This window comes from Polaromonas glacialis, assembly GCF_000709345.1.
Taxonomy (GTDB): domain Bacteria; phylum Pseudomonadota; class Gammaproteobacteria; order Burkholderiales; family Burkholderiaceae_C; genus Polaromonas; species Polaromonas glacialis.
Genome location: NZ_KL448323.1, coordinates 323,028 through 342,924 on the forward strand (window position 1 = coordinate 323,028; position 19,897 = coordinate 342,924).

Genomic DNA, 19,897 nt, shown 5'->3' on the forward strand with positions numbered 1-19,897 from the left:
CTGTAAGCACCTATAGCTATCAATTAATGAGTATCTAGCCGCGCTGCCAGTGGTTCAGCGCAAGCTGCGGGCGGCCTCAAACCCGGAGCGCACCGCGCCTTCCAGCGTCGCCGGATACGGACCGGCCAGGTAGTCGCCGCAGGCCAGCAGGCCGTCGGTAATGTGAACCGCCGGGCGCTGCAGGCCTGGCGTGCAGGCGAAGGTGGCGCGTTTTTCGACAATCGTTCGCACGGGCCGCAAGTCCGTCAGCCCTAGCTGCCGCGCGGCCTGCGCCAGCACCTGCGCGGTCAGCGTGGCGCTGTCGCCGGTGCTGGCGCTGATGACAAAGGCCAGCAGTCCGGCCGGGCCGCCGAGCTGCGCCCGGTCAAAGACGAACTGGGCAGGTTCGGCCGCGCTTGAACGCAGGGCGAGCATCGGCTGTCGCAAACCGGCTTCAGGCGCGTGCGCATAAACGGTCGTTAGCGCTTCATGCGGCAAGCCGCGCGCCTGCGCCATCCACGCCTCGGCGGCGACGCCGCTGCCTTGCACCAGCCGTGCCGCTTCATTTGGGGGGCAGGCGAGCACGACGCGGTCAAAGGCTTCGCTGTCCACCGTCCAGCCCGGACCGGCCGGCGACACCGCCTGGACCCGCACGCCCAGGCGTTGCGCCCCGCCGTGTGCATCCAGCCAGGCCAGCGCCGCATCGGGCAGCAGGGCGCTCAGGTCGGCGCGCGGCAGCAGCAGGTTCGAGCCGCCGCTTTGCGCAAACAGCGCATCGCGCATCACCCGCAGGAACACCTGCCCGCTGGCGCGCCCGGGCGGCGTGTTCAATGCCGACACGCACAGCGGCTCGATCAACGCCGCCATCGGGCCGGGCGCCAGGCCGCTGCACAAATCGCTGACCGACTGGCCAGGGGAACAGGAGAAGCCGCCCAGCCGCCAGCCAAGTGCCACTCTGAGCAGCGACAGCTTGTCGGCTAAAGACCAGCCGCGTGCGTTCAGGATGCCGGCCACGGCGTCCAGCGGCGCCGGCCAGTCGGGCAACTGCAGGCCGCTGCCGTCGGGGAAGCGCATCGTCAGCGGCAGGCGCAGGAAGGACGCAGCCTCATCGACGCCGACCTCCTTCATCAGCCGCAGCGTCTCGGCATAGGCGCCGATCAGGATGTGCTGGCCGTTGTCCAGGGCGACAGGCAGACCGTTCAGCGTCGCCATGACGCGCCGGGCGCGACCGCCGGCTGTGCGCGAAGCCTCGAAAATCGTCACCTGGTGGCCAAGCCGCGCGGCCTCGACGGCGGCGGCGCAACCGGCCCAGCCTGCGCCCACAATGGCGACTTTCATGTGGCCAATTTAGTAACAGCGGGCGCTTTCCCTCTCCACCAGCATGGGCCGCGGAGCCGGCTTTGCCGGGCCGCAGGCGCAGCGGCCCCCTCGGGGGGCAGCGCAGTACGCGCAGCGACAAGCGTGGGGGCCATGTTCATACCACCTTGCCGAAGGCCTGCGTCTTCCACGCCAGCCAGAACTTGCGCAGCGGCGTCAGGCTGACGCGCTGGTGCAGCACCTGGTAGTTGTCGGCGGCAATCTCGCGCAGCAGCGTTCGGTAGATGCTGGCCATCATCAGGCCGGGCTTCTGGGCGCGGCGGTCGGCGTCCGGCAGCAACGCCAGCGCTTCGTCGTACAAAGCCAGCGCGCGTTCGGTCTGGAACTTCATCAGCGCGGTGAAACGGTCTGAATATTCGCGCTTCAAGATTTCGTGCGCCTTCACCTCGAACTGCTGCAACTCGTTGACCGGCAGGTAGATGCGCCCGCGCATCGCGTCTTCGCCGACGTCGCGGATGATGTTGGTGAGCTGGAACGCCAGGCCCAGCTTGTGCGCATAGGCGGTGGTAGCGGGGTCGGTCTGGCCAAAGATGCGCGCCGCCACTTCGCCGACGATGCCGGCGACCAGGTGGCAGTAGCGCTGCAGCGCCACAAAATCGAGATAGCGGTTTTGCGACAGGTCCATCATGCAGCCGTCAATGACCGCCTGCAGATGCCGCGCCTCGATGCCGTAGGCGTCGGTCATCGGCATCAAGGCCTGCATCACCGGATGCGTCGGGTTGCCGGCAAACGACTTGGCCACCTCGCCCTGCCACCAGCCCAGCTTGGTATGCGCGACGCCGGGGTCGGTGACTTCATCGACCACATCGTCGATTTCGCGGCAGAAAGCATAAAACGCCGTGATGGCGGCGCGCTTTTCCGTGGGCAGGAACAGGAAGGCGTAGTAAAAACTGCTGCCGGAAGCGGCAGCTTTCTCTTGGACATAGTTCTCGGGCGTCATGCCGGCGATTGTCGCAGGCGGAAATGTCCGATTTGCGCCAGTCGGGGATGCAAGGTTAAAAAGCGTGGGGGCTTCCCGTCCCCACCAGCCAGGGCCGCGGAACCGGCTTTGCCGGGCCGCAGGCGCAGCGCCCCCTCGGGGGGCAGCGCAGCACACGAAGTGGCAAGCGTGGGGGCCACATTCACATCCAGAGCGCGCGCCAGCCCATCACCGCGACATCCCAGGCGTTGAGCTTGGGCCGCTGCCGCAAGGTGTCAAAGCCCAGCGCCTCGATCTTGTCCAGAATCCGCAGGCCGCCTTGCACCACCAGCCGCAACTCCCAGCCGCCGCGCCCGGGCACCTTTTTCACCAGTTTCGAGCCTTTTAGCATCATTGCGCTTGCCTGGCGGGCGTGAGCAGCTATTAAATTTATAGTGTTCGGGTTGCTGTCCAGCCTGAGCAGCTGCGCTTCATTGACGCCATGGCCAGCCCAGGAATCAGCCGGCAGGTAGATTCGCCCACGTGGAATATCCACGCCCAGGTCCTGCCAGAAATTGATCAGCTGCAGCGCGGTGCAGATGCAGTCGCTCTCGCTCAGCGCCGCCGCATCCTTCACGCCGTAGAGGTGCAGCAGCAGCCGGCCGACCGGATTGGCCGAACGGCGGCAGTAATCAAACAGTTCGGCCTGGCTGGCATAACGCTGCTTGACGACATCCTGCTCGAAGGCGCTGAGCAGATCAGCCAGCAGGTTCACCGGCAGGTCGAATTGCCGGATCATCGGCCCCAACTGCCCGAACACGCCGGCCCAGCGCGTTGATGGCGCCCGGCCGGCGGCGGTCGCCATCAGGTCGGCGCGGTAGGCGGCCAGGTCGTCCAGCCGGGTTTGCGGCGCGGCAATGCCTTCGTCGGCGATGTCGTCGGCGGTGCGGGCGAACCAGTAGATGGCGGCAATCGCCGGGCGCAGATGCGGCGGGCACAGCACCGTGGCCACCGGAAAATTCTCATAGTGGCTGACGCCTTGCAGGCTGGCGGCGTGTGGGGTGGACGAGCTAGGGCCTGGATTCATGCGCCGGATTGTCGCTTGACAAGCTTTTGCATTTCTCATAGATTACTAACCGCTCAGTCAGTAACCGCTGGCTGAGCCGCTCCAAGCCGTGACCGCCCGGAACCTTTTCCCATCAGCCCACCCGCCCATCATGAACAAAACCGTTGTCTCCCTGGCAGGCGCCGCCCTGCTGCTGGCCGCCTGCTCCCGGCCCGCGCCGCCCGAGGAACCGGTTCGCGCCGTGAAGGTCATCACCGTCGGCACCAGCGCCTATTCCCCGAGCCATGAATATGCCGGCGAAGTCCGGGCGCAGGTCGAGTCCCGGCTGGGTTTTCGGGTTGGCGGCAAGCTGGTCAAGCGGCAGGCCGAGGTCGGCCAGCAGGTCAGGGCCGGGCAGGTGCTGGCGCAACTCGACCCGCAGGATTACCGGCTGGCCGCCGAGGCTGGCCGCGCGCAGGTGGCCGCCGCCGCCACCAACCGCAACCTGGCCGCCGCCGATTTCAAGCGCTACCAGGCGCTGAAAGACCAGAACTTCATCAGCGGCGCCGAACTGGAGCGCCGTGAAGCGACCCTGAAGGCCGCGCAGGCGCAGCTGGAGCAGGCCCAGTCGCAATCGGCGGTGCAGGGCAACCAGACCGGCTATGCGGTGCTGACAGCCGACGTGTCCGGCATCGTGACGGCGGTCGAGGCCGAGCCGGGTCAGGTCGTCGCCGCTGGCGCGACCGTGGTGCGGATTGCCGCCGATGGCGTGCGCGACATGGTGTTCTCGGTGCCAGAGGACAAGGTGGCCGGCATCAAGGTGGGTGCGCCAGTGCGCATTCGCGTCTGGGCGCAGGGCACCGAACTGCTAGGTGCGGTGCGCGAGGTGGCCGCCAGCAGCGACCCGGTGACGCGCACGTATCCGGTCAAGGTGGCAATCGAGGGCAAGGCGCCGCCGCTGGGCGCGACGGTCTACGCCATCCTGGCGTCCGGCGCCGCTGCCGGCACGCCGGTCATCAAGCTGCCGACCAGCGCCCTGCGCCAGGAAGCTCAGGCCACCACGGTGTGGGTGCTGGACAAGGCAAGCATGACGGTCAGGCCGCAGGTGATCCAGGTGGCGACCGCCGACGGCAACGAGGTGGTGGTGGGCGCCGGCCTGGCGCCGGGCATGCAGGTGGTCAGCGCCGGCGTGCATGTGCTGTCGCCCGGCCAGAAAGTCAGTATTTATGAGCCAAACAGGCCTTCTTCGCAAGCTGGACGGGCGCAAGCAGCTCCTGATTCAATAGCAAAGCCGGCCTTGGCCGCGCCGGCGGCTTCCGCTTCCGGCACGAAGTGAGGCTGGCATGACGCAACCCATCCACAACGAACCTGCCGCTGACGCGCGCGCTGCGCCTTCGGAGCGTTTCAACCTGTCGCGCTGGGCGCTGGAGCATCCGGCGCTGACACGTTATTTGCTGCTGGTGCTGATGGTGCTGGGCTTTTCAGCCTACTTTCAGCTCGGGCAGGACGAAGACCCGCCGTTCACCTTCCGCGCCATGGTGGTGCGCACCTACTGGCCGGGCGCCACCGCGCAGCAGGTGGCCGAGCAGGTCACCGACAAGCTGGAGCGCACGCTGCAGGAGGTGCCTTATGCCGACCGCATCCGCAGCTATTCCAAACCGGGCGAGTCGCAGATCATTTTCCAGATCAAGGATTCGTCCAAAGCCAGCGAGGTGCCCAATGTCTGGTATTCGGTGCGCAAGAAAATCGGCGACATGCGCGGCACGCTGCCCGCCGGCGTGCAGGGGCCGTTTTTCAACGACGACTTTGGCGACGTCTATGGCGTGATCTATGCGCTGGAATCCGACGGCTTCAACTACGCCGAACTCAAGACCTTTGCCGACGACGTGCGCCAGCAACTGCTGCGCGTGCCCGATGTCAGCAAGGTGGAATTGTTTGGCGTGCAGGACGAAAAAGTCTTTGTGGAAGTCTCGCAAAAACGCCTGGCCACGCTGGGGCTGGACCTGAACCAGGTGCTGACGCAGCTGGGCCAGCAAAATGCGGTTGAATCGGCCGGCGCGGTGCAGACGCCGCTCGACGTGGTGCAGGTGCGTGTTGCCGGCCAGTTCGAGGCCATAGAGCAGTTGCGCGCCATGCCGATCCGGGGCAGCTCGGGCCGGCAGTTCCAGCTCGGCGACATTGCCGAGATCCGGCGCGGCTATGTCGATCCGCCGACCGTCAAGGTGCATCACCAGGGCCGGGAAGTGATTGCGCTGGGCGTGGCCATGACCAAGGGCGGCGACATCATCCGGCTGGGCAAGTCGCTGGAAGCACTCTCGGCCAACGTGGAGCGCAGCCTGCCGGCCGGCGTCAAGCTGGTTCACATGCAGGACCAGCCGAAGGCGGTGGCGGGTTCGGTCAACGAATTTGTCGGCGTGCTGATCGAGGCCGTGTTGATCGTGCTGGCAGTGAGCTTCATCAGCCTGGGGCTGCACAAGCGGCCGCACGCGGGGCCGGGGCAGCTGCCGATCTGGAAGCGTTATTACATCGACATGCGGCCGGGGCTGGTCGTGGGCATCACCATTCCGCTGGTGCTGAGCCTGACCTTCCTGGCGATGTGGTACCTGGGCATCGGCCTGCACAAGATATCGCTCGGCTCGCTCATCATCGCACTGGGGCTGCTGGTTGACGACGCCATCATTGCCGTCGAGATGATGGTGCGCAAGATGGAGGAGGGCTACGACAAGGTGCGCGCCGCCACCTTCGCCTACGAAATCACCGCCATGCCGATGCTGACCGGCACCCTGATCACCGCCGCCGGCTTCCTGCCCATTGGCCTGGCCAGGTCGGTGACCGGCGAATACACCTATGCGATTTTCGCCGTCACGGTGGTGGCGCTGGTGCTGAGCTGGATCGTGTCGGTGTACTTCGTGCCGTATCTGGGCACATTGCTGCTCAAGGTGCCGCCGCACGTGAAGGAAGTGCAGGCTGGTCATGACAGCCCGCACGAAATGTTCAACACCCCGTTCTACAACACCTTTCGCCGCACCGTGAACTGGTGCGTGGAACACCGCTGGCTGACGATTGGCGCGACGGTGCTGATCTTTGCGCTGGGCATTGTCGGCATGGGCCGGGTGCAGCAGCAATTTTTTCCGGACTCCAGCCGGCCTGAAATCATCGTGGACATCTGGTTCCCCGAAGGCACCTCGTTCGCGGCCAATGAAGCCACTGCCAGGCGCGTCGAGCAGCGCCTGATGCAGGAGGCGGGCGTGGCGTCGGTCAGCACCTGGCTGGGATCGGGCGTGCCGCGTTTCTACCTGCCGCTGGACCAGGTCTTTCCGCAGACCAACGTGTCGCAGATGATCGTGCTGCCCAGCGACCTGAAAGAGCGCGAATCGCTGCGCGTCAAGCTGCCCGCGCTGCTGGCGACCGAATTCCCGGAAGTGCGCGGCCGCGTCAAGCTCCTGCCCAACGGGCCGCCGGTGCCGTATCCGGTGCAGTTCCGCGTCGTCGGCAGCGACCCGCTGGTGCTGCGCGAGCGCGCCGACGAGGTCAAGGCGCTGATGCGGGGCAACGCCAGCATGCGCGGCGTCAACGACAACTGGAACGAATCGGTCAAGGTGGTGCGGCTGGAAGTGGACCAGTCCAAGGCGCGGGCGCTGGGCGTGACCAGCCAGTCGATCGCACAGGCGGCGCGCACCCTGCTCAGCGGCCAGGCGGTGGGGCAGTTCCGCGAGGGCGACAAACTGATCGACATCGTGCTGCGTCAGCCACTGGACGAGCGCAGCGCCATCAGCGACATCGGCAATGCCTACATGCCCACCGCGTCGGGCCAGTCGATTCCGCTGACGCAGATTGCCAAGCCGGTGTTTGCCTGGGAGCCGGGCGTGATGTGGCGCGAAAACCGTGACTACGCCATCACGGTGCAGGGCGACATCGCCGAAGGCCTGCAAGGCGCGACCATCACGGCGCAACTGCTGCCCGCGCTCAAGGCGCTGGAAACGAAGTGGCACGCCAGCGGCATGGCCGGCTACCGCATTGCCGTGGCCGGCGCGGTCGAGGAAAGCTCCAAGGGCTCGGCGTCGATTGCCGCCGGCATTCCGATCATGCTGTTCCTGACCTTTACGCTGTTGATGCTGCAGTTGCACAGCTTCAGCCGCGCCATGCTGGTGTTCCTGACCGGGCCGCTGGGCATTGCCGGCGTGGCCGGGGCTTTGCTGCTGCTGGGCAGGCCGTTCGGTTTCGTGGCCTTGCTCGGCGTGATTGCGCTGATGGGCATGATCCAGCGCAATTCCGTCATCCTGATTGACCAGATCGAGCAGGACCGGGCGCAAGGCATTCCCGCCTGGGACGCGATTGTCGAGTCAGCCGTGCGCCGCCTGCGGCCCATCGTGCTGACGGCGGCGGCAGCCGTGCTGGCCATGATTCCGCTGTCGCGCAGCGTGTTCTGGGGGCCGATGGCAGTAGCCATCATGGGCGGGCTGATTGTCGCCACGGTACTGACGCTGCTGGCCTTGCCGGCCATGTATGCGGCCTGGTTTCGTGTCCGGCGGGACGAGGGCGGCAAGCCCGCTGCGGCTTGAATCCGTCCCGCCGGAAAACGTGTTCCCGATACAGGCTAAAATAGAAAGTTGACCGATTTCAGGCGGGAATTTGGAAAGTATCCGGATTCCCGTTGTTTTTTTCAGGAGCGCGGGTGGCGAAATTGGTAGACGCACCAGGTTTAGGTCCTGACGGTAGCAATACTGTGCGGGTTCGAGTCCCGCCCCGCGCACCATCCCTGAACAGGTGAAAGCCCTGTTTTGAATAAATTTTGATTTTTAGGAAACCATCATGGCCGTGACTGTCGAAAATCTTGAAAAGCTCGAGCGCAAAATGACGCTCACGCTTCCCCTCAATACCATCCAGTCGGAAGTCAACACCCGCCTGAAGAAGCTCGCCCGCACCGTCAAGATGGACGGTTTTCGTCCCGGCAAGGTGCCGATGAGCGTGGTCAGCCAGCGTTATGCCTATTCGGTGCATTACGAAGTCATGAACGACAAGGTCGGCGAGGCTTTTGCCGTTGCCGCCAACGAAGCCAAGCTGCGCGTGGCCGGCCAGCCCCGCATCAGCGAAAAGGAAGACGCCCCTGAAGGCGAACTGGCTTTTGACGCGATTTTCGAGGTCTACCCGGAAGTCAAGATTGCCGATCTGGCCAATGCCGAAGTCGAAAAGGTCAGCGCCGAAGTCAGCGACGCCGCCATCGACAAGACGCTCGACATCCTGCGCAAGCAGCGCCGCACTTTTGCCCAGCGCGCAGCCGATGCGCCCGCGCAGGACGGCGACCGCGTGACCATCGACTTCGAAGGCAAGATGGACGGCGAGACCTTCGCCGGCGGCAAGGCCGAGGACTTCCAGTTCATCGTCGGCGACGGCCAGATGCTCAAGGAATTTGAAGATGCGGTGCGCGGCATGAAGACCGGCGACAGCAAGACCTTTCCCCTGAACTTCCCTGCCGATTACCACGGCAAGGACGTGGCCGGCAAGCAGGCCGATTTCCTGGTGACGGTCAAGAAAATCGAAGCAGCGAACCTGCCAGAGGTCAACGAGGCGCTGGCCAAGTCGCTCGGCATTGCCGACGCCACGGTCGAAGGCCTGCGTTCGGACATCAAGAAGAACCTTGAGCGCGAAGTCAAGTTCCGCCTGCTGGCCCGCAACAAGAATGCGGTGATGGATGCGCTGGTGGCCAATGCCGAACTGGACCTGCCCAACGCCAGCGTTCAGGCTGAACTCGAGCGCCTGGTGGAAGGCGCACGCGCCGACCTGAAAAAGCGCGGCATCAAGGACGCTGACAAGGCGCCGATCCCCGACGACATTTTCCGTCCGCAGGCCGAAAAGCGCGTCCGCCTGGGCCTGGTGGTGGCCGAACTGGTGCGCGCCAACGAACTGCAGGCCAAGCCCGAGCAGCTCAAGGCGCACATCGAAGAACTCGCCGCCAGCTATGAAAAGCCGCAGGAAGTCGTTCGCTGGTACCTGAGCGACAACAGCCGCATGGCCGAAGTCGAGGCCGTGGTGATTGAAAACAATGTCACCGACTTTGTCCTCGGCAAAGCGAAGGTCAACGAGACGGCCATTTCCTTCGACGAACTGATGGGCCAGAACTGAGCCGCTGACTTCTCCTGACGCTGGGGCTTGTGCTTTGCGGTACAGGCCCCAACTCATTTTCGGTACAGTACCTACATCTCTGGAGAAAAACCAATGGTCAGAAACATTAATTACGGCGGCTACAGCAGCCCCCAATCCGACAGCCAGGAAATTCAGGGCCTGGGCATGGTTCCCATGGTCATTGAACAATCCGGCCGTGGCGAACGTTCTTACGACATTTATTCGCGCCTGCTCAAGGAGCGCGTGATCTTCCTGGTCGGCCCGGTCAACGACCAGACCGCCAACCTGGTGGTTGCACAGTTGCTGTTCCTGGAAAGCGAAAATCCTGACAAGGACATTTCGTTTTACATCAACTCGCCCGGCGGTTCGGTGACGGCCGGCATGGCGATTTACGACACGATGCAGTTCATCAAGCCCGACGTTTCCACCCTGTGCGTCGGAATGGCGGCCAGCATGGGCGCATTTTTGCTGTCAGCCGGCACCAAAGGCAAGCGCTTTTCGCTGCCCAATTCGCGCGTCATGATTCACCAGCCGTCGGGTGGTGCGCAGGGACAGGCATCGGACATCGAAATTCATGCCAGAGACATCCTGAAGACACGCGATCAGTTAAACCGCATCCTGGCGCACAACACCGGCCAGACGGTTGAAAAAATCGAGCGCGACACCGAGCGCGACTATTTCATGTTTGCCGACGAAGCCCAAGCCTATGGCGTGGTCGATCAGGTAATCTCCAAACGACCCTGATCTGCCTTGTAGAGCGTAAGACAGCTTTGCAATAACGGCGTTTTTCTGTTACAGAAACGCCGTTTTTTTATTGGTTATCATTGGCGAAGCGCATAGTTTCACCATGTCACGTTAAAGGTGTCCCCCACAATGGCCGATAAAAAAGGCTCCTCCAGCGAAAAGACGTTGTATTGCTCCTTTTGCGGCAAAAGCCAGCATGAAGTCAAGAAACTGATTGCCGGTCCATCCGTTTTTGTCTGTGATGAGTGTATTGATCTGTGTAACGAGATCATTCGCGATGAATTGCCTGCAGGCAGCGAAGTGACCGAGACGCGCAGTGACCTGCCAACGCCAGCAGAAATCAAGGCGACGCTGGACGGCTATGTCATTGGCCAGGAACCCGCCAAGCGAACGCTGGCCGTTGCTGTGTACAACCACTACAAGCGGCTGCGCCACAAGGAATCGGCCAAGAAGGATGACGTCGAACTGACCAAGAGCAACATCTTGCTGATCGGGCCCACGGGTTCCGGCAAGACGTTGCTGGCACAGACACTTGCCCGGACCCTCAACGTGCCTTTTGTGATGGCCGATGCCACCACCCTGACCGAAGCCGGTTATGTCGGTGAAGACGTCGAAAACATCATCCAGAAGCTGCTGCAAAGCTGCAACTACGAGGTTGACCGCGCCCAGCAGGGGATTGTCTACATTGACGAAATCGACAAGATTTCTCGCAAATCCGACAACCCGTCCATCACCCGCGATGTGTCGGGCGAAGGCGTCCAGCAGGCGCTGCTCAAGCTGATGGAAGGCACGATGGCTTCCGTGCCGCCGCAGGGCGGACGCAAGCATCCGAACCAGGATTTTCTGCAGGTTGACACCACCAACATCCTGTTTATTTGTGGCGGCGCGTTTTCCGGACTTGAAAAAGTCATCGAGGGCCGTACCGAAGCTTCGGGTATTGGTTTTGGCGCCGCCGTCAAAAGTAAAAAGGCCCGTAGCCTGACTGAAGCGTTCAAGGATGTCGAACCCGAAGACCTGATCAAGTTCGGCCTGATTCCCGAACTCGTCGGACGGATGCCGGTCATCGCCACCTTGGCCGAACTCAGCGAAGATGCGCTGGTCCGGATCCTGACGGAGCCGAAAAATGCCGTGGTCAAGCAGTTCAGCAAATTGCTCGCCATGGAAGGCGTCGATCTGGAAATCAGGCCATCGGCCCTCAAGGCCATCGCCCGCAAGGCACTTGCCCGAAAAACCGGCGCGCGCGGCCTGCGCTCGATTCTGGAGCAATCCCTGATCGACACCATGTTTGATTTGCCGACCACCAGCAATGTTGACAAGGTGGTCGTTGACGAAGCGACGATCGAGGAAAACAAGCCGCCTCTGCTGGTCTACCGCGAAGCCGCCAAGAAAGCCTGAGTCCCGGACAGGACGAGGCACGTGCCTGAAACGGCAGCCTTTGTCCCCGGTCACTACAATTTCGCCCGATCCTGAGAAGGCTCGTCGCGTTTTGCCTTGTTATGAAGGTTTAAGGTTTTATATGTCTGCACAAACTTTTCTTCCTCCCACGCCTATTGACCTGCCTTTGCTGCCTTTGCGCGATGTTGTGGTTTTTCCGCATATGGTGATCCCGCTGTTTGTGGGCCGGCCCAAGAGCATCAAGGCTTTGGAACTGGCCATGGAATCCGAGCGCCGAATCATGCTGGTGGCCCAGAAAACCGCAGCCAAGGATGAACCGTCCGTTGATGACATGTTCGAGGTGGGCTGCGTGGCCACCATTCTGCAACTCCTGAAGTTGCCAGACGGCACGGTCAAAGTCCTGGTAGAAGGGCAGCAGCGCGCCAGGGTGAACAAGATCGAGGACGGCGAGCAGCATTTCACCGCCAATGTGTCACCGGTCGAGCCCGTGGCCGTTGTCGCGGGTAGCAAGGGCAGCGAGATCGAGGCCTTGCGCCGCGCCGTGACGCAGCAGTTTGACCATTACGTCAAGCTGAACAAGAAAATACCGCCCGAGATACTGACATCGATCTCCAGCATTGATGATGCCGGGCGCCTGGCTGACACAATCGCTGCGCACTTGCCGCTCAAGCTGGATGCCAAGCAGGTCATTTTGGATATGGACAATGTCAAAGCGCGTCTTGAGAATCTGTACGAGCAGCTCGAGCGCGAGGTCGATATTCTCAATGTGGACAAAAAGATCCGCGGTCGCGTCAAGCGGCAGATGGAAAAAAACCAGCGCGACTTCTACCTGAACGAGCAGGTCAAGGCCATCCAGAAAGAACTGGGTGAGGGCGAAGAAGGCGCTGATCTCGAAGAGATCGAAAAGAAGATCAAGAACGCCAAAATGCCGCAGGAAGCCCGTAAAAAGGCAGAAAGCGAACTCAAGAAACTGAAACTGATGTCGCCAATGTCGGCGGAAGCCACAGTGGTGCGCAGCTACATCGATGTGCTGCTGGGTTTACCTTGGAGCAAGAAAACCAAGATCAAGCATGATCTGGTCAACGCCGAAGCCGTGCTCAATGAGGACCACTACGGCCTTGAAAAGGTCAAGGATCGCATTGTCGAATACCTCGCGGTGCAGCAGCGGGTTGACAAACTAAAGGCGCCGATTCTGTGCCTTGTAGGGCCTCCGGGTGTCGGCAAGACATCGCTCGGCCAGTCGATTGCCAAAGCCACCGGTCGCAAGTATGTCCGCATGGCCTTGGGCGGTATGCGCGACGAGGCCGAAATCCGTGGCCACCGCCGTACTTATATTGGCGCCCTGCCTGGCAAGGTATTGCAGAACCTGAGCAAGGCCGGCACGCGCAATCCTTTGTTCCTGCTTGACGAGATTGACAAGCTTGGCACTGATTTTCGCGGCGACCCCTCCAGCGCGCTGCTTGAAGTGCTGGACCCGGAACAGAACCATACCTTTGGCGACCACTATGTCGAGGTCGATTTTGACCTGAGTGACGTGATGTTTGTTGCGACGTCCAATTCGATGAATATTCCGCCGGCCCTGCTGGACCGCATGGAAGTCATCCGCTTATCGGGCTACACCGAGGACGAAAAAACCAGCATTGCCATGCGTTACCTGCTGCCCAAGCAGGTCAAGAACAATGGCGTGAAGGAGGACGAACTGGAAGTGCAGGAGCAGGCGGTGCGCGACATCGTGCGCTACTACACGCGTGAAGCCGGTGTTCGCTCGCTGGAGCGGGAACTGTCCAAGATTTGCCGCAAGGTCGTCAAGGGCATACAGCTCAAGAAGATGACGCCAAAAGTGCTCGTCACACCCGACAACCTGAATGAATTCCTGGGTGTGAGGAAATACGATTACGGCCGTGCGGAAAAGAACAATCAGGTGGGCCAGGTCGTCGGTCTGGCCTGGACTGAAGTGGGTGGTGACCTTCTAACGATCGAAGCGGCCGTCATGCCGGGCAAGGGCGTCATCACACGCACAGGGTCATTGGGCGATGTCATGAAAGAGTCGGTCGAGGCGGCCCGAACCGTGGTTCGAAGCCGGTCCAGGGGCTTGGGTATCAAGGATGAGATGTTTGAAAAGCGTGACATTCACATCCATGTCCCTGACGGCGCGACCCCCAAAGACGGCCCGAGTGCCGGGGCCGCCATGACCACCGCGTTTGTTTCTGCATTGACTGGAATTCCTGTCCGTGGCGATGTGGCCATGACCGGTGAAATCACGCTGCGGGGCGAGGTCACTGCCATTGGCGGTCTGAAAGAAAAGCTGCTTGCTGCCCTGCGCGGAGGCATCAAGACCGTGCTGATACCGCAGGAAAATGCCAAGGATCTTCAGGAAATTCCAGACAATGTCAAAGCAGGTCTCGAAATCATCCCCGTGAAGTGGATTGACCAAGTGCTGCAGGTTGCCTTGGAGCGGCAGCCGGTGCCCTTGACCGATGAAGAAGTTGCGTTGATTGCCGCCGCCAGCGCCGCCGCCCCGTCGCAAGCCGTCGGCACGGTCAAGCATTGAGAAAACTTCTCCGTGATTCAGGAAAGTGTAAAAAATCACGCTATAATATGTAGCTAGACTCGCGGGAGTAGCTCAGTTGGTAGAGCGCAACCTTGCCAAGGTTGAGGTCGAGAGTTCGAGCCTCTTTTCCCGCTCCAATTCAAAGGGCAGCACTTCAAAATGCTGCCCTTTTTGGTTGGAAAATAAGAAAAAAAGGGCGCGGTAACAAAGCGGTTATGTACCGGATTGCAAATCCGGCTAGCCCGGTTCGACTCCGGGCCGCGCCTCCATCAAACGATGGTCGTCAGTTTTTCATTTGGAAAAAGCTGGAATGGCGAAAAACCAAGCTATAATTTATAGCTAGACTCGCGGGAGTAGCTCAGTTGGTAGAGCGCAACCTTGCCAAGGTTGAGGTCGAGAGTTCGAGCCTCTTTTCCCGCTCCAATTCAAAGGGCAGCACTTCAAAATGCTGCCCTTTTTGGTTGGAAAATAAGAAAAAAAGGGCGCGGTAACAAAGCGGTTATGTACCGGATTGCAAATCCGGCTAGCCCGGTTCGACTCCGGGCCGCGCCTCCATCAAATGATGATCGTCAAGCCCCTGAAAAGGGGCTTTTTGTTTGACAATACAGCTTGGCTCAGTCAACAAATTTTCCAAAAATCACCGGCGAGAGTGGCGTAATCGGTAGCCGCAGCAGACTTAAAATCTGCCGACCGAAAGGTCATACGGGTTCAAGTCCCGTCTCTCGCACCATCCTGAGTTCGACTTCGCTTGCGTCACGGCCTGAATTGAGGGCAGCGCAGGCCTAGGTCTTGGTCGGGCATTCGGCATCAGGCATGCCAAGACCGCCGCTTGGAACAGCGAGGCATAAATGCCGCTGACCTGGCGCCTGTCGGCGTTTCGGCCGGAGCGCAGCGCGGCGTCCAATTGCCTGTGCGCACGCGCGTCGCGGCGCTCAAGAGCGAAGGGTGGTTGAACCTGACGACCTGCCGAGCGCGCTCCAGATTCACGGGTAAGCTCGGGTGCATGCCTGCTCTCTTCCAGTCGCGTCGCCATTTCCTGCAAACCACTTGTGCCGCCGCCAGCGCCCCGTTGTGGCTGCCAGCGGGCGCCCAGCACCTGACGGGCGAGGCTTATCAGGTCAGCCCGTGGGCCGGTCCGGTGGATGGCTTCGAACTGGTCGATACCACCGGCAAGATCTGGCGCGCTGCCGACTTCAGGGGGCGCGCCGTGCTGCTCAACTTCTGGGCCAGATGGTGCGAACCGTGCCGCGCCGAGATGCCTTCGCTCCAGCAGGTGGCCGCCCTGCATGGCGCCGGCAGGCTGCTGGTGCTGGCCATCAACTTCAAGGAAAAACCGGCCAGCGCCCTGCAGTTCGCCGAGCGGGCCGGCATCACGCTGCCGGTGCTGCTCGATGTCGATGGCCAGGCCGCCCGACGCTGGGGTGTCCGGATTTTTCCGACCACGCTGACCATTGACCGCCGGGGCCGTCCCAGGAACCGGGTGCAGGGCGAACTGGACTGGACCGGCCCGGCGGCCGCGAAACTGATCGCCAGCCTGCTGTAGGGTCCACGTTGCCTGCGTGAAAAACCGCTGCACGGGCGGCTCCAGCGATAATCGAAGGTTGCCGGTGACTGGCGCGCTGCCCTGCAGCGACTGTCCAGCCCGGCACCACTTCCCGGCGCATCTTTACCTGCGCCGGTGCTGTGACCCTTTCACCATCCCTCCCGGAGTTCATCGATGACCACCGTACGCCGCAGCTTTCTGAAAAATACGGCTGCCGCCGCCCTGGCCGCCTCCCTGCCCAGCCTCAACTTTGCCCAGGCGCCCGCCGCTCCCGCCCGCACCCTGTTTGCACCGCAAAGCGGCGCCTGGCGCACGTTCGAGGTCACGACCCGGGTGGACATTGCCAAGCCCAATGGCGCCACCCGGGTGTGGCTGCCGATTCCGTCGGTCAACAGCGGCTACCAGCATTCGCTCGAAAGCAGCTTCTCCAGCAACGGCGCCGGCAAGTTTCTGCAGGACGGCCAGGACGGCGCCAAGATGCTGTACGTTGACTTCGCCCCTGGCGAGGCCAGGCCGTTTGCCGAACTCACCAGCCGCGTGCAGACGCAAAACCGTGCCGTGGACTGGTCGCAAAAAACCGCCAAGGCAGAAGATGCAGAAACGCTGCGCTATTTCACCCGGGCCACCGACCTGATTCCGACGGATGGCATCGTGCGCAAGACCGCACTCGAAGCCACGCAGGGCGCCAGGACCGACCTGCAAAAAGTCCGGCAGATCTACGACTGGGTGGTCACCAACACCTACCGCGAACCCAAGGTGCGCGGCTGTGGCGAAGGCGACATCCAGAGCATGCTGGAAACCGGCAACCTGGGCGGCAAGTGCGCCGACCTCAATGCGATCTTTGTCGGCCTGTGCCGCGCCGCCGGCGTTCCGGCGCGCGACGTGTACGGCATCCGGCTGGTACCGTCAAGCTTTGGCTACAAGGAACTGTCGGGCAACCCGGCCAGCCTCAAGGGCGCGCAGCACTGCCGAAGCGAAGCCTACCTGAAGGGCTACGGCTGGGTCGCGATGGACCCGGCCGACGTCGCCAAGGTCATGCGCCTGGAAACCGCCGACTGGATCAAGAACACCACCGACCCCGTGGTGGCCCCGGTCAACAAGGCGCTGTTCGGCGGCTGGGAAGGCAACTGGATGGCCTACAACACCGCGCATGACGTGTCGCTGCCCCATGCCAAAGGCAGCCAACTGGGTTTCTTCATGTACCCCGTGGGTGAAAACGCCGCCGGACGTTTTGACTCGTACGCGCCGGATGACTTCAAGTACCAGATCACCGCCAAGGAAATCAAGGCCTGATACCAATCCCGTGTCATGAAATAACCGAAGCCGAGGGCAGCACTGCCCAGCTGCGGGAGCACAAAGAGCGGATGGCGCCAGGGATTTGCGTGAAGGCATTCCAGGCGTCGCAGCAGGCGTCAACAATCTGCTCGTAGCCGTCGTAGCAGCGGTTGGCCAAGTGCCGGTCGCGTAGTTGCGCCCACACCTGCTCGGCCGGGTTGAGCTCGGGCGACCCCGCTGGCAGCGGCAACAATGAAACGTTCGGGAACTGCGGCAGTTTGGGCGTGGTGTGCCATCCCGCGCGGTCCAGCACCAGCACGGCATGGCGTCCCGCAGGCACCGCTTCGCTCAGGACCTGCAGATGATGGCTCATCGCCTCGGTATTGGCGTGCGGCATGACCAGACCGATGGCACTGTCCTGCCGTGGACAGACGGCGCCAAAGATGTACGCCGATTCGGACTGCTGCTGGCGCACCACCCGGGGCCGCGTTCCCTTGCGCGCCCACAGGCGCGTTTGCGTGCCGCGCTGGCCGATGCGCATTTCATCCTGGAACCAGATGTCCACCTGTTCAGGCGCAACGCCTGGCGGCAGCGTTGCGGCGACTTCCTGGACGAAGTTTTTTTTTGAATTCGGCTTGTGCAACCAGATCGGCGTAGGGACTGACGGCGCGGGCCGAAATCCATACCAGCCCCAGGCGCTTCATCAGGTCATACACACCGTTCAGGCTGTAGGCCACGCCAAACTGCCCGGCCAGCAACTGGCGGATGTCTTCGCCCCGCACCCGACCGCCGCCGCGTTCGCCCTGCAGTTGCTCGACCGCCTGGCGAAACGCTTCCTCCTGTGCTTTGGCAAGGCGCTGCGTGCTCCAGTCATGCGGCATGCCGGCCAGACGGGCCACGCCGCCAGCGAGGAACCATTGCACCCAGCGCATGACCGCGTGGCGGGTCACGCGCAATGCAGCCGCCACTTCGGTATAGCTCTTGCCGTCCTTTAGGTGCGCCAGCGCGATCAGGCGCAGTCGCCGGCGCCCATCCTTTTCCTTGTGGGCCAGTCGGTCGAAATCATAGGGCTGCAGCTGATCAATGATGTGCTGAGATAACATTTTCGTAACCTCCTGCGAGAGCCAATATGTCTCAGACTCCGATCGCTGGCTTTGGTTCTTTGTCTGTCGGGATTGGTATGAGGCCGACGCGCGCGGTGCCCGGCTGAAGGGCTGATTTTTCAAGCCAAATTGGCCCTTTGCGCTGGTCCTGTCAGCGCAGGCAGCTATCGAAATGATAGTTTTCAGACTCGCCTGCGGCAGCGCATGGATTCCAGCCTCACAGCTGCATCAACGAAAGCCGGCTGACAAACCTGCGTGCCTGACCGGTCAGCGGGTCGGTGAAGGCAATCGACCGGGCCAGCAACTGCAGCGGCTGGGCATGGTCATCATCAGGCGTCACTTCAACCGGCGGGTACATCCGGTCGTTGCAGATCGGCAGGCCCAGCGCATTCATGTGAACGCGCAGCTGGTGCTTTTTCCCGGTCACGGGGCTCAGCGCATACAGCGCCTGTTCGCCCCGGACCTGCAGCACCTCGATCAGTGTTTCGCTGTTGGCCTCGCCCGGCGCTTCGCGTTGCCGGAAAAAAGGCTCGTCTTCCACGATGCGCGTCTTTCGCCGCAGGGGAAATTGCAAATCGGCGCGCCACGGGGCAATGGCTTCGTAATGCTTGACGACTTCATGCCGCCGGAACAGTGCCTGGTAGGCGTCGCGTTCCTCGGGCCGGACGCAAAACAGCACCAGGCCGGCGGTCTCGCGGTCGATGCGGTGGATCGGGATCAGGCTGTCGATGCCGAGTTGGTTCTTCAGCCGCACCAGCAGCGTTTCCTGCAGGTAGTGGCCCGAAGGCGTGACCGGCAAAAAATGCGGCTTGTCGGCCACGACCAGGTGCTCGTCCTGGAACAGCACGGCGGCTTCGAACGGAATGCGCGTTTCAACCGGCAGGGCGCGGTAGTAGTACAGACGCATGTGGCCTTGGTACGCTCGCTGCGCCGTGACCATGCCGCCGAACTCGTCGGCCACCAGCCCGGCCGCCATGCGCTCCAGCCAGGTCTGCCGGGAAATGGCCGGAAAGCGCTCGACCAGGAAATCAGTGAACGTCGGCCAGTCGCCCGCCGGCAAGCCGACGCAACTCGGGCTGACGCCGTGGCGCGTTGGCAGACCGCCGTGGGCCAGGGAATGGCTCACGCGCGCGTGAACACCACGTCCCACACGCCGTGGCCGAGCTTGATGCCCCGGTTTTCAAACTTGGTCAGCGGGCGGTAGCCGGGCTTGGGCGCGTAGCCGTCGCTTCCTGCGCCTGCCGTGTTCACCAGCAGGGGCTCGGCGGTCAGCACTTCCAGAATCTGCTCCGCATAGGGCTGCCAGTCGGTCGCGCAGTGCAGGTAGCCCCCTGGCTTGAGGCGGGCGGCCAGCTTGACGATCAGCGGGCTTTGGATCAGCCGGCGCTTGTTGTGCTTGGTCTTGTGCCACGGGTCGGGGAAAAAGATGTGTACGCCGTCCAGGCTGGACAGGGGCAGCATGTGGTCGATCACCTCGACCGCGTCGTGCTGCAGGATGCGGATGTTGCTCAGGCTGTGCTCGTCGATGCGCTTGAGCAGCGCGCCAACGCCGGGCGTATGCACTTCGCAGCAGAGGAAATTCTTTTCCGGCATCAGGGCGGCGATATGCGCGGTGGCTTCGCCCATGCCAAAGCCGATTTCAAGAATCGTCGGCGCGGCGCGTTCATAGACAGCCGCGAAGTCCATCGGCGTGCCGGTGTAGGCCAGCAGGAACTTCGGGCCGACATCGGCGAAGGCCTTGGCCTGGCCGACGGTGGTGCGGCCGGTGCGGCGCACGAAACTGCGGATGGTGCGCGGATGGCTCACGTCGGCGGGAGCGCCTTCGCGAATGTCAGACATGGCGGGCGTGGCGGGCGGGGTGGGG

15 protein-coding genes and 6 tRNA genes are annotated in these 19,897 nt (G+C 62.4%); 14 read left to right on the top strand and 7 right to left on the bottom strand.

Translation table 11 applies throughout. The features are described 5' to 3' along the window. Positions 1 to 54: 54 nt before the first annotated feature. The 3 genes from hpnE to hpnC all read right to left on the bottom strand — a co-directional run bounded on the left by hpnE (position 55) and on the right by hpnC (position 3,341). The gene (gene hpnE / locus EC86_RS0101870) at positions 55 to 1,317 is read right to left on the bottom strand and encodes a hydroxysqualene dehydroxylase HpnE (protein ID WP_029524018.1); all 1,263 of its coding nucleotides are present in this window, start codon (positions 1,315 to 1,317) and stop codon (positions 55 to 57) included. Between the two features lie 136 nt (positions 1,318 to 1,453). Continuing rightward, complete coding sequence (gene hpnD / locus EC86_RS0101875; protein ID WP_029524019.1) at positions 1,454 to 2,296, bottom strand: presqualene diphosphate synthase HpnD; 843 nt, start codon at positions 2,294 to 2,296, stop codon at positions 1,454 to 1,456. A gap of 181 nt (positions 2,297 to 2,477) precedes the next feature. Then, positions 2,478 to 3,341 (bottom strand): squalene synthase HpnC, encoded by an 864-nt coding sequence (gene hpnC, locus EC86_RS0101880; RefSeq protein WP_029524020.1) that lies wholly within the window; start codon positions 3,339 to 3,341, stop codon positions 2,478 to 2,480. Between the two features lie 130 nt (positions 3,342 to 3,471). Between hpnC and EC86_RS0101885 the strand changes: the two genes are divergently transcribed. The 14 genes from EC86_RS0101885 (at position 3,472) to EC86_RS0101950 (ending at position 16,948) form a co-directional block, all read left to right on the top strand. Continuing rightward, the gene (locus EC86_RS0101885) at positions 3,472 to 4,635 is read left to right on the top strand and encodes an efflux RND transporter periplasmic adaptor subunit (RefSeq protein ID WP_029524021.1); all 1,164 of its coding nucleotides are present in this window, start codon (positions 3,472 to 3,474) and stop codon (positions 4,633 to 4,635) included. 7 nt (positions 4,636 to 4,642) lie between these two features. Next, entirely contained in the window at positions 4,643 to 7,861 is a 3,219-nt protein-coding gene (locus tag EC86_RS0101890; protein ID WP_051675675.1) for an efflux RND transporter permease subunit, read from the top strand. A gap of 107 nt (positions 7,862 to 7,968) precedes the next feature. Beyond that, positions 7,969 to 8,055, top strand: a tRNA-Leu gene (locus EC86_RS0101895). Positions 8,056 to 8,111: 56 nt separating this feature from the next. Then, positions 8,112 to 9,422, top strand: coding sequence for a trigger factor (tig, locus tag EC86_RS0101900; RefSeq protein WP_029524023.1), 1,311 nt, complete (start codon positions 8,112 to 8,114; stop codon positions 9,420 to 9,422). 93 nt (positions 9,423 to 9,515) lie between these two features. Then, positions 9,516 to 10,166: an ATP-dependent Clp endopeptidase proteolytic subunit ClpP gene (gene clpP, locus EC86_RS0101905; protein ID WP_051675676.1), complete on the top strand. Its 651-nt coding sequence runs from the start codon at positions 9,516 to 9,518 to the stop codon at positions 10,164 to 10,166. Between the two features lie 129 nt (positions 10,167 to 10,295). Further along, complete coding sequence (gene clpX / locus EC86_RS0101910; protein ID WP_029524025.1) at positions 10,296 to 11,561, top strand: ATP-dependent Clp protease ATP-binding subunit ClpX; 1,266 nt, start codon at positions 10,296 to 10,298, stop codon at positions 11,559 to 11,561. Positions 11,562 to 11,682: 121 nt separating this feature from the next. Beyond that, positions 11,683 to 14,112: an endopeptidase La gene (gene lon, locus EC86_RS0101915; RefSeq protein WP_029524026.1), complete on the top strand. Its 2,430-nt coding sequence runs from the start codon at positions 11,683 to 11,685 to the stop codon at positions 14,110 to 14,112. 61 nt (positions 14,113 to 14,173) lie between these two features. Further along, positions 14,174 to 14,249 (top strand) — tRNA-Gly (locus EC86_RS0101920). Between the two features lie 58 nt (positions 14,250 to 14,307). Next, positions 14,308 to 14,381: transfer RNA gene (locus EC86_RS0101925), tRNA-Cys, on the top strand. Between the two features lie 78 nt (positions 14,382 to 14,459). Beyond that, positions 14,460 to 14,535 (top strand) — tRNA-Gly (locus EC86_RS0101930). Between the two features lie 58 nt (positions 14,536 to 14,593). Next, a tRNA-Cys gene (locus tag EC86_RS0101935) sits at positions 14,594 to 14,667 on the top strand. Positions 14,668 to 14,755: 88 nt separating this feature from the next. Next, positions 14,756 to 14,842 (top strand) — tRNA-Leu (locus EC86_RS0101940). Positions 14,843 to 15,115: 273 nt separating this feature from the next. Further along, complete coding sequence (locus EC86_RS0101945) at positions 15,116 to 15,655, top strand: TlpA family protein disulfide reductase (RefSeq protein WP_029524027.1); 540 nt, start codon at positions 15,116 to 15,118, stop codon at positions 15,653 to 15,655. A gap of 174 nt (positions 15,656 to 15,829) precedes the next feature. Next, entirely contained in the window at positions 15,830 to 16,948 is a 1,119-nt protein-coding gene (locus EC86_RS0101950; protein ID WP_029524028.1) for a transglutaminase-like domain-containing protein, read from the top strand. 13 nt (positions 16,949 to 16,961) lie between these two features. Here EC86_RS0101950 and EC86_RS0101955 read toward each other — a convergent pair whose 3' ends face one another. From EC86_RS0101955 to trmB, 4 genes are all read right to left on the bottom strand, one after another. Then, complete coding sequence (locus EC86_RS0101955) at positions 16,962 to 17,573, bottom strand: IS630 family transposase (RefSeq protein WP_198026741.1); 612 nt, start codon at positions 17,571 to 17,573, stop codon at positions 16,962 to 16,964. After that, entirely contained in the window at positions 17,500 to 18,033 is a 534-nt protein-coding gene (locus EC86_RS0101960; RefSeq protein ID WP_029524030.1) for a helix-turn-helix domain-containing protein, read from the bottom strand. Before EC86_RS0101960 ends, EC86_RS0101955 begins: the two co-directional genes overlap by 74 nt. 217 nt (positions 18,034 to 18,250) lie before the next feature. Then, positions 18,251 to 19,159, bottom strand: a complete 909-nt coding sequence (locus EC86_RS0101965) for an RluA family pseudouridine synthase (RefSeq protein WP_029524031.1) — start codon at positions 19,157 to 19,159, stop codon at positions 18,251 to 18,253. Then, complete coding sequence (gene trmB / locus EC86_RS0101970) at positions 19,156 to 19,872, bottom strand: tRNA (guanosine(46)-N7)-methyltransferase TrmB (protein WP_232229755.1); 717 nt, start codon at positions 19,870 to 19,872, stop codon at positions 19,156 to 19,158. The genes EC86_RS0101965 and trmB overlap by 4 nt, the downstream gene beginning before the upstream one ends. Positions 19,873 to 19,897 lie beyond the last annotated feature (25 nt).